This is a genomic window from Actinomadura luzonensis (assembly GCF_022664455.2).
In the GTDB taxonomy this organism is placed as follows: Bacteria; Actinomycetota; Actinomycetes; order Streptosporangiales; family Streptosporangiaceae; genus Nonomuraea; species Nonomuraea luzonensis.
On record NZ_JAKRKC020000001.1, the window covers coordinates 2,228,410 to 2,241,751 of the forward strand.

The 13,342-nt window shown below is 68.2% G+C and carries 12 protein-coding genes; 4 read left to right on the forward strand and 8 right to left on the reverse strand.

Annotation, left to right across the window (positions count from 1 at the left end):
- Positions 1-318 precede the first annotated feature (318 nt).
- Positions 319-1,368 carry a threonine aldolase family protein gene (locus MF672_RS10550; protein WP_242374600.1) on the forward strand — a complete coding sequence of 350 codons (1,050 nt, stop codon included), beginning with the start codon at positions 319-321 and terminating at the stop codon, positions 1,366-1,368.
- A 424-nt stretch (positions 1,369-1,792) separates the two neighbouring features.
- Here MF672_RS10550 and MF672_RS10555 read toward each other — a convergent pair whose 3' ends face one another.
- The 8 genes from MF672_RS10555 to rpmH form a co-directional block, all read right to left on the reverse strand.
- On the reverse strand, positions 1,793-2,767 hold the full coding sequence (locus MF672_RS10555) for a ParB/RepB/Spo0J family partition protein (RefSeq protein ID WP_242374602.1): 975 nt from the start codon (positions 2,765-2,767) through the stop codon (positions 1,793-1,795).
- 649 nt (positions 2,768-3,416) lie between these two features.
- Complete coding sequence (locus tag MF672_RS10560; RefSeq protein WP_242374604.1) at positions 3,417-4,352, reverse strand: ParA family protein; 936 nt, start codon at positions 4,350-4,352, stop codon at positions 3,417-3,419.
- A gap of 137 nt (positions 4,353-4,489) precedes the next feature.
- Entirely contained in the window at positions 4,490-5,161 is a 672-nt protein-coding gene (gene rsmG / locus MF672_RS10565; protein WP_242374605.1) for a 16S rRNA (guanine(527)-N(7))-methyltransferase RsmG, read from the reverse strand.
- Between the two features lie 1,128 nt (positions 5,162-6,289).
- Positions 6,290-6,778 carry a Jag family protein gene (locus MF672_RS10570; protein ID WP_242374606.1) on the reverse strand — a complete coding sequence of 163 codons (489 nt, stop codon included), beginning with the start codon at positions 6,776-6,778 and terminating at the stop codon, positions 6,290-6,292.
- 20 nt (positions 6,779-6,798) lie between these two features.
- On the reverse strand, positions 6,799-7,722 hold the full coding sequence (gene yidC, locus MF672_RS10575; RefSeq protein WP_242374607.1) for a membrane protein insertase YidC: 924 nt from the start codon (positions 7,720-7,722) through the stop codon (positions 6,799-6,801).
- Between the two features lie 4 nt (positions 7,723-7,726).
- Positions 7,727-8,005: a membrane protein insertion efficiency factor YidD gene (gene yidD, locus MF672_RS10580; RefSeq protein ID WP_407654719.1), complete on the reverse strand. Its 279-nt coding sequence runs from the start codon at positions 8,003-8,005 to the stop codon at positions 7,727-7,729.
- Positions 8,002-8,343 carry a ribonuclease P protein component gene (gene rnpA / locus MF672_RS10585; RefSeq protein WP_407654765.1) on the reverse strand — a complete coding sequence of 114 codons (342 nt, stop codon included), beginning with the start codon at positions 8,341-8,343 and terminating at the stop codon, positions 8,002-8,004. Before rnpA ends, yidD begins: the two co-directional genes overlap by 4 nt.
- An 83-nt stretch (positions 8,344-8,426) precedes the next feature.
- On the reverse strand, positions 8,427-8,564 hold the full coding sequence (gene rpmH, locus MF672_RS10590) for a 50S ribosomal protein L34 (protein WP_020547366.1): 138 nt from the start codon (positions 8,562-8,564) through the stop codon (positions 8,427-8,429).
- Positions 8,565-9,019: 455 nt separating this feature from the next.
- Here rpmH and dnaA point away from each other — a divergent pair, with 455 nt between their 5' ends.
- From dnaA to gnd, 3 genes are all read left to right on the forward strand, one after another.
- Positions 9,020-10,612, forward strand: a complete 1,593-nt coding sequence (gene dnaA, locus MF672_RS10595) for a chromosomal replication initiator protein DnaA (protein WP_242374609.1) — start codon at positions 9,020-9,022, stop codon at positions 10,610-10,612.
- A 536-nt stretch (positions 10,613-11,148) separates the two neighbouring features.
- The gene (gene dnaN, locus MF672_RS10600) at positions 11,149-12,288 is read left to right on the forward strand and encodes a DNA polymerase III subunit beta (RefSeq protein WP_242374610.1); all 1,140 of its coding nucleotides are present in this window, start codon (positions 11,149-11,151) and stop codon (positions 12,286-12,288) included.
- A 49-nt stretch (positions 12,289-12,337) separates the two neighbouring features.
- Complete coding sequence (gene gnd / locus MF672_RS10605) at positions 12,338-13,282, forward strand: phosphogluconate dehydrogenase (NAD(+)-dependent, decarboxylating) (RefSeq protein ID WP_242374611.1); 945 nt, start codon at positions 12,338-12,340, stop codon at positions 13,280-13,282.
- The last annotated feature ends 60 nt before the right edge of the window (positions 13,283-13,342 follow it).

The following is a 13,342-nucleotide window of genomic DNA, read 5'->3' on the forward strand; positions in this document are numbered from 1 at the left end:
CGGATGAGCGTCCCCGCCCTGCCCCTCCTTCCGCCCCCTCAGGCCCGGCGTCCCCGCCCCGCCACTCGGCCACCTCTCCACGGCCGCACAAGAACGCCGACCATCCCACCCTCGGCGCAGCCGACCTACCTCACCACCCGAGCAACACTCACTCCCCACCACACATCGCCCGCCGCGCACGCCAAGGACCAGCCCTTCCCCACCCACCGGGCCGAATAGCGCCCACGCCGCTCCGCATCCCCAACCCAGCCCTGAGCCCGGCACCTCGCCCCACCACCGCCAGGACGGCAACCACACCACGAGTCGTAGCCTTACCGTGTGCTGATCGATCCGCTGTACCCCAAGAGCTTCGCCAGCGACAACCACGCAGGCGTCCACCCGGACATCCTCGAAGCAATAGCCACGGCGAACCATGGCGACGCCCCCGCCTACGGCGACGATACCTGGACCTCCGCCTTCGAGGAGAAGGCCAAGGCGGTGTTCGGCCCGCATGCCCAGGCCTTCCCCGTTCTCAACGGCGCCGGCGCCAACATGGTGGGCCTCGCCCTCACCCTCCCCCGCCGGTACGACGCCATCATCTGCGCCGACAGCGCCCACATCGCCACCCACGAGGCGGGCGCCACGGAACGCCTCCTGGGCGTGAAGCTGGTGACGGCCCCCACCGAGCACGGCAAGCTCCGCCCGTCCGACATCGAGTCACGACTGGGCGGCATCGGCAGTCCCCACGAATCACAGCCGACAGTCGTCTCCGTCTCCCAGGTAACGGAGCTCGGCACCTGCTACTCCCCCGACGAGATCGCCGCCCTCGCCGACACCGCCCACGCCGCCGGCCTCCGCCTCCACGTGGACGGCGCCCGCCTCGCCAACGCCGCCGCCCACCTCGGCTGCGACCTCAGATCCATCACGACGGACGTCGGCGTCGACGTCTTCAGCTTCGGCGGCACCAAGAACGGCGCCCTGGCCGCCGAAGCGGTGATCGTCCTGGACCCTTCCCTCGCCGAAGCCGTCCCGTTCCTACGGCGCCAGTCCCTCCAGCTCGCCTCCAAGATGCGCTTCATCTCCGCGCAACTCACGGCCCTCCTGTCGAACGACCTCTGGCACCGCAACGCCCACCACGCGAACCAGATGGCCGCCCGCCTGGCAGCCGGCCTCACGGACATCCCCGGAACGTCTCTCATTCACCCCGTCGAGTCCAACGCCGTCTTCGCCAAGCTCCCGCACTCCGTCACGGAAGCCCTCCGCCGCCGCTACCTCTTCCACTACTGGAACGAGGAGGCCGGCTCAGTCCGCTGGATGACCGCCTTCGACACCACCCCGGAACAGATCGACGACTTCCTCGACGACCTCCGCAAAGCCGCCAACGCCTAGCCAGCCCACCCGCCGTTTCACGTGAAACATCAGGCCGTGGCCTTCCACCCCTCACCTGACCGCCCACCCGGCCACCCGGCGATTCAACCGTCCGAGCATCGCCCCGCACCCCACCCCGAATCCGCCAGCTCGACCGCCCATCGCTCAGACCCATCACCGCCCGACGACCGACCGCCCACCAACCCCCCGCCAAATGAGCACGACCTCCGGCTGAAGATTCACCCCACGACGACTGCGGGTCTGTTTCACGTGAAACAGGCCCACAGCCCCCTCAGGGCACCCACTCTCCAAAAACGACGCTGGGCCACTGTTCGCCTTATACCTGCGAACAGCGGCCCAGTCCCGCTTCCAGCTCTCCAGCCCCAACCGCCACCATCACCGATGTGTTTCACGTGAAACGACGAAAGGACGAAAGGACGCGACCTTACTCCTCGCTCTCCCGCATCGCCCGGACGGCCTCAGGCGCCATCGTGCCGATGATCCGCTCCAGATCATCGATCGTGGCGAACTCAACCACAATCCGGCCCTTCCTCCGACCGAGATCAACCTTTACCTTCGTCTCGAAGTGGTCGGAGAGCCGATCGGCAAGATGAGTGAGACCAGGCGCGGTCGGCTTGGCCACCCGCCGCTCCCGCGTCGGCCCCTGAGCCGCCTTGGCGCTGCCCATGGCGACGATCTCCTCAACCGCCCGTACCGAGAGCAACTCCGCGACGATGCGCTTGGCGAGCTCGATCTGTTCCTCCGCTGATCCGAGCCCCAGCAGCGCGCGGGCGTGCCCGGCGCTCACCTGTCCCGCGGCGACCTTGCGCTGAACCTCGGGCGGGAGGTTCAGCAGCCGGAGGGTGTTGGTGATGTGTGAGCGCGAGCGACCCACCTTGGCTGCCAGCTGCTCGTGCGTCGCCTGGAAGTCGTCAAGGAGCTGCTGGTAGGCGGCCGCTTCTTCGAGAGCGTTGAGCTGCTCGCGTTGCAGGTTCTCGATAAGGGCGTCACGGAGAAGATCGGTGTCCTGCGTGTTGCGGACGATGGCGGGCACCGGATCGAGGCCGACCTCCTGGCAGGCGCGCCAGCGACGCTCCCCCATGATCAGCTCGTACTGCCCGCCGCCGACAGGCCGGACCACGATCGGCTGGAGCAACCCCACTTCACGGATGGACGCGGCCAGCTCCTCCAACCGTTCCGGGTCGAAGATCTCACGCGGCTGACGCGGGTTCGGGACGATCGCCTTGAGCGCGACCTCCTTGAAGTACGCGCCGGCGATCGGCTTCGGGCCCGCGTCCGCCACCGTCGCCGTTCCGTTGGCCGGCGGCGCGGCAGTCACCGTCCCGGGGCCGTCAACGATGGGACCGGTCGGGATGAGCGCCCCGAGCCCCTTGCCCAATCCCCGCCGCTGCTGACTCACTGCGTCTCCTCATCCACCCAACCGATTTCCGGTCACCTCAGGAGAGGTTACCGTTGCAAGCCCGGCGCGGTGCCTCCTCGCCACACACCGCCGAGTTGGATTTACGCCGACACAGCCACAAACCTGCCCAAGCCCTGACTCCCCCTCCCCGTGCACCGCCCGACACGATCTCCATGCTCATATGGGACGATGCACTCCACTCCTTAAGAGCATGACGGTCAGGCCGCAAGGGCCAGCCGGTCGGCTGCCGCACCGCCCGGGCCTCAGGAGCAGTACCTCGCAACAACCCGCCGCCCGACCGCACCCGTCACCTCACGTGGTGATGAGCACAGACGGCACCACGAGTCCGCATCACTCCCGCTCAAGCATGGGCTTGTCCGGGCACAGTCCATCGCCATGCAGGCAGCAACCGCGCACGGAACCAGAGTGACGCACCGGATCGCCCTTCACAGAAGCACCCGCGCGTGATTCACCCGCATGCGCCAACGGCGCCCACCTATTGCCACCCGCCTATGCCGGCGGACCCGCACGCGCGCATCTCCACGGAAGCGAGGGCAGCACCGTCACGAAACGGCGCCGAGTCGCGGGGCGGCTGCTCCGGCCCACTCCCCCACCCGATGCCGGGAAGGGGGGTACGCGGCGCAGGGTGTCAGGCGACGTTGGCGCGGTGGGCGATCTCGCGGGCCGCGTCCATGTACGCCATCGCCCCGCTGGAGCCCGGGTCGTACGTCATCACCGACTGCCCATAGCTGGGCGCCTCCGACAGCCGGACGCTGCGCGGGATCACCGTGTTCAGCACCGTGTCCCCGAAGTGGGCCCGGACTTCCTCGGCCACCTGCGACGCCAGCCGCGTACGCCCGTCGTACATCGTCAGCACGATCGTCGACAGCCGCAGCGTCGGGTTCAGGTGAACCTTGATCAGGTCCACGTTGCGGAGGAGCTGTCCGAGGCCCTCGAGCGCGTAGTACTCGCACTGGATGGGGATCATGACCTCGTCCGCCGCCACCAGGGCGTTGACGGTCAGCAGGCCGAGCGACGGCGGGCAGTCGATGATGATGTAGTCCAGCTCGACGGCGTCGAACGCGGCCAGCGCCCGCCGCAGCCGCGCCTCCCGCGCCACGAGCGACACCAGCTCGATCTCCGCGCCGGCGAGGTCGATGGTGGCGGGTGCGCAGTAGAGGTTGGGCATCTCGGGCACCTGCTTGACGATGTCGGCCATCGGCAGGTCGTCCACGAGCACCTGGTACACGTCCGGCACGTCCCCGCGGTGCTCGGTGGCGAGGGCGGTGGAGGCGTTGCCCTGCGGGTCCAGGTCCACCACGAGCACGCGCTGGCCGTGCATGGAAAGCGCGGCGGCGATGTTCACCGATGTGGTGGTCTTGCCGACGCCGCCCTTCTGGTTGGCCACGGCGATCACCCGCGTCTTCGCCGGGCGTGGCCAGCCGCCGTCTCCCGCGCCGGGCGTGTCCCCGGGCTGGGCGGCCGTCTGGGTGGCGGATGTTTCACGTGAAACCACTGAGCTGAGCGCCTCTCGTACCAACGGCGAATCACCGGGGTTCAGGGGGGTCTGGGTCACGATGGCCATCCTTTCAACCGATGAGGTGCCGGTGCCGGGAATTGGCTGTCGCGACACGCCCAATTCGGGCCAGCCAACTCCGGTTGGACTCGAAGCTGGACGGCTGCCCGGCCATCCGAGACCGCATGACGCGACTGGCACAACCGTCACCTCCTCCGTCGCCGCCTGGCTCGCTCCGGCGCGCGACCCGCTACCACCCGAACCAGTGTTGCAGGCGGCTCGACCTTACCGCGCCCGACGGTCACAAGCTCGGCCGTTCGGGCTCCGCTGGCCTGCAATTGAGCCTCGGCCTCAGCCAGCTCGCCGGCCGCCCGCTCCCCCTTCATGGCGATGAGCTCGCCGCCCTCGCGCAGCAGCGGCATCGCCCACGTCAGCAGCCGGTCGAGCGGCGCGACGGCGCGGGCACTGGCCACGTCGAACACACGCTTGCCCGCCAGCTCCTCGGCCCGCCCGCGCAACACCTCGACGTTGCCGAGCTTGAGCGTCTCGACGCTCTCCTCCAGGAACACGGTACGGCGCAGCAGCGGCTCCAGCAGCGTGACCCGGATGTCCGGCCGTACGATCGCGAGCACGAGGCCCGGCAGCCCGGCACCCGAGCCGATGTCGACCAGCTCGACGTCCGGCGGCACGGCCTCGGCGACGACCGCGCAGTTGAGCAGATGGCGATCCCAGATCCGCGGGATCTCCCGCGGCCCCAGCAGCCCGCGGACCACGCCGGGCCCCGCCAGCAGCTCGGCGAACGCGTTGGCACGATCCCAAGCCTCCCCGGCGAAGACGTCCCGCGCTATGTCCGGCGGCGCCGGCAGCTCATCGCTCACTGGTTGGAGGCCCTTTCTCGGTGCTGGGTCGTGGCCGGGCGTGAACGTCCTGTCGGGAGATCGGCTTCTGTCGCCGGCTCCACACCAAGGCTATTCAGGCGATCACAAAGGAAGACTAGCGGGCTGGCCGCAAGGTGACCTTCGAGCGCGCCGCCGATCCGGCGGAGGCACCGGCCGGACGGGGATGCGGGTGCCGATCTCGACGGATGGAGTCGTTCGCGGCACGTACCAGGATAAAAGAGAACGGCTGGTTGGTGGGTCTCCGGGGCGTAGAAGGGATGGTGGGTGGGCCAGCGGGCGTGTATGAGACTGCCCGAAGGGCGCGGCGGAAGACGGCGGGCAGAGGGGTCATGGCGCAAAGAGGAGGGGGCGAACCCCTCGGCGAGCGGGCGCCGTCCCGACGAGCGTGCGAGGGCGAGGGCACGGGAGGGAGACGGGTCAGGACGCGAGGTGGTGGGCCACGTGGTCCTGACGGCGCTCGGGTGAGGACGCGAGGGGGGTGCGAGACGGCGAAGGCCGTAGCCCCGGCGGGTGCGTGGGTTCAGGATTCACGGTGGCGAGGAGGCGGAGGCCCGGCGGGCGCACGGCGAGGGTGCGGTAGGCGTTGGGTGGATCGATCGCTGTCCCCTGGGCAGACGCGCACAGCAGAAGCACGCAGGCCCCGGGACCAGAGGTGCAGGGTCTGAAGCGCCGCCGTCCAGAAGGCGGGCGCTGAGAGCGGAGCGACCGCGATCACGCAGAACGCGGGAGCCACAGGGCCGAAGGCGCGGGCATCCAGATGGGTGGTGCCGCGGTTGAAGGCGCGGGCACTGGAATCGGCGCGGCTGAGACTGCCGGGACCCGAAGACCACGAGACCCGAAGACCACAAGACCCGAAGACCACAAGACCCGGAGACCACGGGACCCGGGGCGCAGCGGTCCAGCGGCCCCGGTGGGTGGTTGCCGGACCCGGGGAAAAGGAACGGCCGCCTGCCGAGCCCCACAGGGGCGAGCAGGCGGCCGCATGAATGCAGGCGGTGCAGTGGTTCAGGTGGTCCGGTGGTTCAGGTAGTGCAGGCGGTGCAGTGGTTCAGGTAGTTCGATGGTGCAGGGGTTCAAGCGGTGCAGGGGTCCAAGTGGTGCAGGGGGTCAGGCGGGCAGGACCACCACGTACCGGTTGGGCTCCTCGCCCTCGGACTCGCTGCGGAGCCCGACGGCGGCCACCGCGTCGTGGACGATCTTCCGCTCGAACGGCGTCATCGGCTGCAGCGCCTTCGGCTCGCCGCGGTCCTTGACCTGGTTGGCGATCTCGGTGCCGAGCTTGGACAGCTCGGCCCGCCGCCGCTCCCGGTAGCCGCCGACGTCGAGCATGAGCCGGGAGCGCTCGCCCGTCTGGCGGTGGACGGCGAGCCGGGTCAGCTCCTGCAGCGCCTCCAGCACCTCCCCCGCGGGCCCGACGAGCTCGTTGCCCTTCAGGCCGACGACGGAGACCAGGGCCCGGTCGCCCTCGACGTCCATGTCGATGTCGCCGTCGATGTCGGCGATGTCGAGAAGCCCCTCGACGTAGTCGGCAGCGATCTCGCCCTCCTGCTCCAGGGCGGCGAGATCAGGAGCCTTCTTCTCCTCGGCCTCGGTCATGGCCGGCCTCTCCTTCGTGTTCAAGACTTCTTGCTGCCGGTGCGCTTGCTGCGAGGCTGGCGGCTCGGCTGCTGCCTGATGATCTTAGGCTCCGGCGGGGGCGGAGGGGCCTGCTCCTCCGGAGTGGTCTTGCGGATCTTGGCGATCAGGCCCGGCTTCGACTGCACGGGGATCGCGTTGCCCTTGGCGTCGAACTGCGGCATCGGGTGCCGGCTGTAGAACCAGTGCTGCTGGCCCAGCGTCCACAGGTTGGTGGTGACCCAGTAGAGGATGAGGCCGAGGGGGAAGTTCAGGCTGAAGAAGGCGAACAGCGGCGAGATGTACATCAGGATCTTCTGCTGCTGCGCCATGGGGTTGTCCGGCATCTGCGCCATGGAGCGGGTGACGCTCTGCCGGACGGTCAGGAACGTGGTCAGCGAGCTGATCGCGACGAAGCAGCCGATGACGACCTTCTGCGCGACCGAGGACGCCTCGAAGAACGTCGTGGGCAGCGGGGCGCCGATGATGAGCGCCTGCTTGGCGCTGTCGACCAGCTCCTGCGACATGCCGAACTTCGGCTGGTCCGCCGCGATCGCCCGGAGCACGGTGAACATCGAGATGAAGATCGGGAACTGGGCCACGACGGGCAGGCAGCCGCCGAGCGGGTTGGCCCCGGCTCCCTGGTACAGCGCCATGACCTCCTGGTTCATGCGCTGCTTGTCGTTCTTGTAACGCTTGCGGAGCTCCTGGACCTTCGGCGCCAGCTCCTGCATCTTCCGCGACGACCGCATCTGCTTGAGGAACAGAGGGAAGATCAGGATCCTCATGAAGATCGTCAGCGTGATGATGGTGAGCGCCCACGTCAAGCCGCTGTTCGGGTCGAGGACCGTACTGTACGCCTGGTGGATCCAGGTGATGACTTGGGCGACGGCTGTGTACAGCCAGTTAAGCCAGGACAGCTCCACCGAGCTATCTCCCTTGCGTTTCGTGGGACCGGACCGGGCGTGGGGGCACCGGGTCTATACCTCCGGGATGGAATGGGTGGCACCGCCCGATGCGCCGGACAGTCAGCCATATGCCACGCAACGCTCCGTGCGTGGCAATCGCCTCGAGTCCGTAGGCACTGCACGACGGATAGAAGCGGCAGCGTGGACCGAGCAGCGGGCTGATGAACGCCCGATAGAACCGGATCGGGACGATCAGCACCCGAGCCGCGAGGCTCGGCACCTCGTGCGCCTGCTCCGTCATCTCTGTCCACCCGTCGAGGACTCGCGCCGCCTGAGCAAACGATCCAGCGCGGTGTCGAGCTCGGCGGCCAGGTGCTCGAATCGCGCGGACGCGGCCGGTGGATTGGCGCGTACCACAAGCAGGCTACCTCGCGGCAGCCGGTCCAGACGCTCCCGCATCAGGTGTCGGAGGCGCCGTTTGACCTTGTTCCGGGTGACGGCTCCCCCGACGGCCTTGCTCACCACGAAACCCACAAGAGGTGGCTCTTCCCCGGAAACGCGGAGATGCACCACCAATGTGGGACGTCCCGCGCGTTTGCCACGCCGGACGGCCGCCTCGAATTCCTCCCCGCGCCGCATGCGGGATTGCCGGGACAGCACCGTATATGCCTATCGCCCGCCGGCGTGATGCACCGGCGGGCCGATTTTCTGGCGCGGGACGGTCAGGCCGACAGCTTCTCGCGGCCCTTACGGCGGCGGGAGGCGAGGATGGCGCGACCGGCCCGGGTGCGCATCCGCAGCCGGAAGCCGTGGGTCTTCGCGCGGCGACGGTTGTTCGGCTGGAAAGTACGCTTGCTCACGGGTGGGCTCCAGGTCGATGGTGCGCCCGGCGGGCGCGGTACACACATGGATGGCCTGCCAAGGAAGCGAGGGCACGCGAAATAGCCGTCGCGTGACAAGCCGACCGTCGTACGTTACGGGGCAAGCCGCTCCCAGGTCAAACCGGACGCGTTATCCACTATTCCACAGGCACGTTATCCCCAGGCCGCACACGTCCACAGTATGTGCACTCAGGTGCCACTAGGCTGTGGACAACGTCTTGAACACAGCTGTGCACATGGCTACTGTCGGCCCTTCTGGAGCCGCGGCAACGCAGCAGCAACACTGTGCACAACTTGTGGAGATCCTGTGGAGGAACGGGGCCCGACGCCCGCCTCCCAGGCTGTGGACAAAGGCGTCCGAAGATCAACAGCGGCCGCCGGCATGTGGACAGACTGGCGCGGGGGCCGCGAGAGGGAGGAGGGGGAACCGCACTGTGAGCAGTGTCGACCTCGGCACGGTATGGGCGAGGGCCCTGGGCAACTTCCTCAACGAGAACGTGCCGATCCAGCAGCGCACCTGGCTGTCGATGGTGCGCCCGATAGCGCTGGCCAACGACACGATCGTGCTCGGCGTCCCCAACGACTTCCTGAAGGACCTCATCGAGGGCAAGCTGCGCCCGCTCGTCGCGCACGCGCTGTCGCAGGAGCTCGGCCGGACGATGCGGCTGGCGGTGATGATCGACACGACGGCTCCCGAGCCGCCCGCCGGCGACGTCCATCAACAGCCTGTGGTCACGGGTTTTCCCCAGGGTGTGGAGAACCAGCCGCGTTTTACACAGCCCGCTCCGCCCCAGCACCAGCAGGCTTCGGAGCCGCCACAGTTCTATTCTCCACAGCCCGAGCCCGAGCGTTCGTCCACAGAATATCCACAGCAGAGCCTGAGTTTTGAACAGGCGCTGCCTTATTCTCCGCCCGGCTCACAGCCTGTGGAGAAAGCTCCGGAGCCGCCGCCGAACCGGTGGGAGGCAAAGAGCAACAAACCCAGCGAACCTGCCCGGCTCAATCAGAAGTACACATTCGAGACATTCGTCATCGGAGCCAGCAACCGCTTCGCGCACGCGGCCGCCGTCGCGGTCGCCGAATCGCCGGCGAAGGCGTACAACCCGCTGTTCATCTACGGCGACTCGGGGCTGGGGAAGACCCACCTGCTGCACGCGATCGGACATTACGCGCAAAGCCTCTACGACGGCGCGCGGGTGAGATACGTGAGCTCCGAGGAGTTCACCAACGACTTCATCAACAGCATCCGCGACCACAAGGCCGACGGCTTCCGGGGCCGCTACCGCGCGATCGACATCCTGCTCGTGGACGACATCCAGTTCCTGGAGGGCAAGGAGCAGACGCAGGAGGAGTTCTTCCACACCTTCAACACCCTGCACAACGCCAACAAGCAGATCGTCATCTCCAGCGACCGGGCGCCGAAGCAGCTCATCACGCTGGAGGACCGGCTGCGCAACCGGTTCGAGTGGGGCCTGATCACCGACGTCCAGCCGCCGGAGCTGGAGACGCGCATCGCCATCCTCAGGAAGAAGGCCATCCAGGAGGGCCTGGCCGCGCCGCCCGAGGTGCTGGAGTACATCGCGAGCCGCATCTCCACCAACATCCGGGAGCTGGAGGGCGCGCTGATCCGGGTCACCGCGTTCGCCAGCCTCAACCGGCAGGGGGTCGACCTGCAGCTCGCCGAGGTGGTGCTGAAGGACCTCATCACCTCCGAGTCCGACACCGAGATCACCATCGCGGCGATCATGGCGGAGACCGCCAACTACTTCGGCATCAGCATCGACGACCTGTGCGGCACCTCGCGCAGCCGGGCGCTCGTCAACGCCCGGCAGATCGCCATGTACCTCGCCCGCGAGCTGACCGAGCTGTCGCTGCCGAAGATCGGCCAGCAGTTCGGCGGCCGCGACCACACCACGGTGATGCACGCCGAGCGCAAGATCCGGTCGCTCATCGCCGAGCGCAAGTCGATGTACAACCAGGTCAACGAGCTGACAATACGCATCAAGCAGACACAGCGTGGATCTTGAGCTTTATGCACAGCCTGTGGATAACACTGTGGAGCAGCGGAAACGTCGAAAGAAGGCGTCTCGGCGCCCGGCAATGCACGGAAAAATCCACCCACAAGGGCTGGGGACAAAGGTGGGGACATCTGGGGGAAACCTGGGGACAGCCAGTGGATAACGTGTGGACAGCGTGTGCACAACCGATCTGGTGCTCCAGAACCGCCTCTTCTACCCCGTGGATAACCTGTGGAAACATCGTGGATAACCCCGGGTTCTCGGTGGATGAAGGGACCATGATCTGGGGACGGCCTGTGGGGAAAGTTTCGTCGTCCCCAGGCACCCCGAGTTACCCCCAGGCGTCACACACAGCCCCGGTGGATGAATTCAGCCCTGCTGACCAGGCAGAACGCAGGTTGTCCACAGTTTCCACAGCCCCTAGTGTGATGACCTCTTCTATCTCTAACTAAGAAACTCAAAGACCCATAGTTGGGCTCCTGCCCGAGCGCGAGTGCGGGAGGGTGGATCCTTGAATCAACGACAGACCCAGGAGGCCGATCACCGTGATGTTCCGAATCGAGCGAGACGTCCTCGCTGAGGCGGTGGCATGGACGGCACGCAGCCTCCCGGCGCGGCCGTCGGTGCCCGTCCTCGCCGGCATGCGCCTGGAGGTCACCGAGGACCAGCGGCTGAAGCTGTCCGGCTTCGACTACGAGGTCTCCGCCGAGGTGACGCTGGAGCTGCACACCGGCGAGGCCGGGGTCGTCCTGGTCTCCGGCAAGCTGCTCGCCGAGATCACCCGCGCGCTTCCCGCACAGCCTGTGGACTTCGTGGTGGACGGCGCCAAGGCCGTCGTCACGTGCGGCAGCGCCCGGTTCACCCTCCTCACCATGCCTGTGGAGGACTACCCGTCCCTGCCCGCCATGCCCCCGGCCGCCGGCCGGGTCGGCAGCGACGTGTTCGCCGGGGCCGTCGCCCAGGTCGCCGTCGCCGCCGGGCGTGACGACACCCTGCCGATGCTCACCGGCGTCCGCATGGAGATCGAGGGCGACACCGTCACCCTCGCCGCGACCGACCGCTACCGCCTCGCGGTGCGCGAGCTCAAGTGGCAGCCGGGCCAGCCCGACTTCTCCGCCATCGCGATGATCCCCGGCAAGACGCTCGCCGACACCGCCAAGGCGCTCGGCAGCACCGGCGCCGAGGTCGAGGTCGCGCTCAGCTCGGCGGGCGGCACCGGCGAGGGCATGATCGGCTTCTCCAGCGCGGGCCGGCGCACCACCACGCGGCTGCTCGACCCCGAGTTCCCCAAGTACCGCTCGCTGCTGCCCACCGAGTTCTCGGCGCGCGCCGACCTGTCCACAGGGCCGTTCGTCGAGGCGGTCAAGCGCGTCGCCCTGGTCGCCGAGCGCAACACCCCGGTCCGGCTGGCGTTCCGGAGCGGCGAGGTCGTGCTGGAGGCCGGCAGCGGCGACGAGGCCCAGGCCGTCGAGGCGCTGCCCGTCGACTACGAGGGCGAGGAGATGAACATCGCCTTCAACCACCAGTTCCTGCTGGAAGGTCTCGGCGCCATCGACTCCGACGTCGCGAGGCTCCAGATGACCACGTCCACGAAGCCCGCTATCCTCACCGGTGGCAAGCCTGTGGAGGACGGCGCCGCCACGGACTACCGGTATCTGATCATGCCCATCCGCCTGTCAGGCTGAACCTGTCATCGGGGATGATGAAAGCCTGACAAGGGGGTAGAGGACAGTCATGCAAATCGGCATGGTGGGACTGGGCAAGATGGGCGGCAACATGGCCGAGCGCCTGCGCCGCGGAGGTCACGAGGTCGTCGGCTACGATCGCGATCCTTCGATCAGCGATGTCGAGAGCCTGAAGGACCTCGTCGAACGCCTGGAGGCGCCGCGCGCCGTCTGGGTCATGGTGCCCGCCGGGAAGCCCACCCAATCCACGGTGGACGACCTCGGCGAGCTGCTGTCCGAGGGCGACGTCGTCGTCGACGGCGGCAACTCCCACTATGTGGACGACCAGAAGCACGCCGCCGAGCTGGCCCAGCGCGGCATCGGCTTCGTCGACTGCGGCGTCAGCGGCGGCGTGTGGGGCCTCAAGAACGGCTACGCGCTCATGTGCGGCGGCGACAAGGAGCACGTCGACCGCCTGATGCCGATCTTCGAGACGCTCAAGCCCGAGGGCGAGGACGGCTTCGTCCACGCGGGCGACGTCGGCGCCGGCCACTTCGCGAAGATGGTCCACAACGGCATCGAGTACGGCATGATGCAGGCCTTCGCGGAGGGCTGGGAGCTGCTGGAGGCCTCCGACGTCGTCAAGGACGTCAAGGGCTCCTTCTCGAGCTGGCGCACCGGCACCGTGATCCGTTCCTGGCTGCTCGACCTGCTGGTGCGGGCGCTCGACGACGACGAGCACCTCGACCAGCTCCGCGGCTACGCCCAGGACTCCGGCGAGGGCCGCTGGACCGTCCAGGCCGCCGTCGACCACGCGGTGCCGCTGCCGGTCATCACCGCCGCGCTGTACGCCAGGTTCGCCTCGCGCCAGGACGACTCCCCCGCGATGAAGGTCGTGGCCGCGCTCCGCAACCAGTTCGGCGGCCACGCGATCACCGCGACCGAGGGCAGCACCGGCAAGGGCGCCGACGCGCCGGGCGCGGACGTGACCCCGCCCAAGGAGACCGAGCGCTGAGCCGGGCGGCCGGACCGGGCGGGTTTTCCACAGACCGCACGCCGGTGACCCCAGCGGCGG

Coding starts and splice junctions, on each gene's coding strand:
- MF672_RS10560 (WP_242374604.1), bottom strand. CDS start 4,352: ATGGCCATCGTGACCCAGACCCCCCTGAACCCCGGTGATTCGCCGTTG.
- MF672_RS10570 (WP_242374606.1), bottom strand. CDS start 6,778: ATGACCGAGGCCGAGGAGAAGAAGGCTCCTGATCTCGCCGCCCTGGAG.
- yidD (WP_407654719.1), bottom strand. CDS start 8,005: ATGACGGAGCAGGCGCACGAGGTGCCGAGCCTCGCGGCTCGGGTGCTG.
- rnpA (WP_407654765.1), bottom strand. CDS start 8,343: ATGCGGCGCGGGGAGGAATTCGAGGCGGCCGTCCGGCGTGGCAAACGC.
- gnd (WP_242374611.1), top strand. CDS start 12,338: ATGCAAATCGGCATGGTGGGACTGGGCAAGATGGGCGGCAACATGGCC.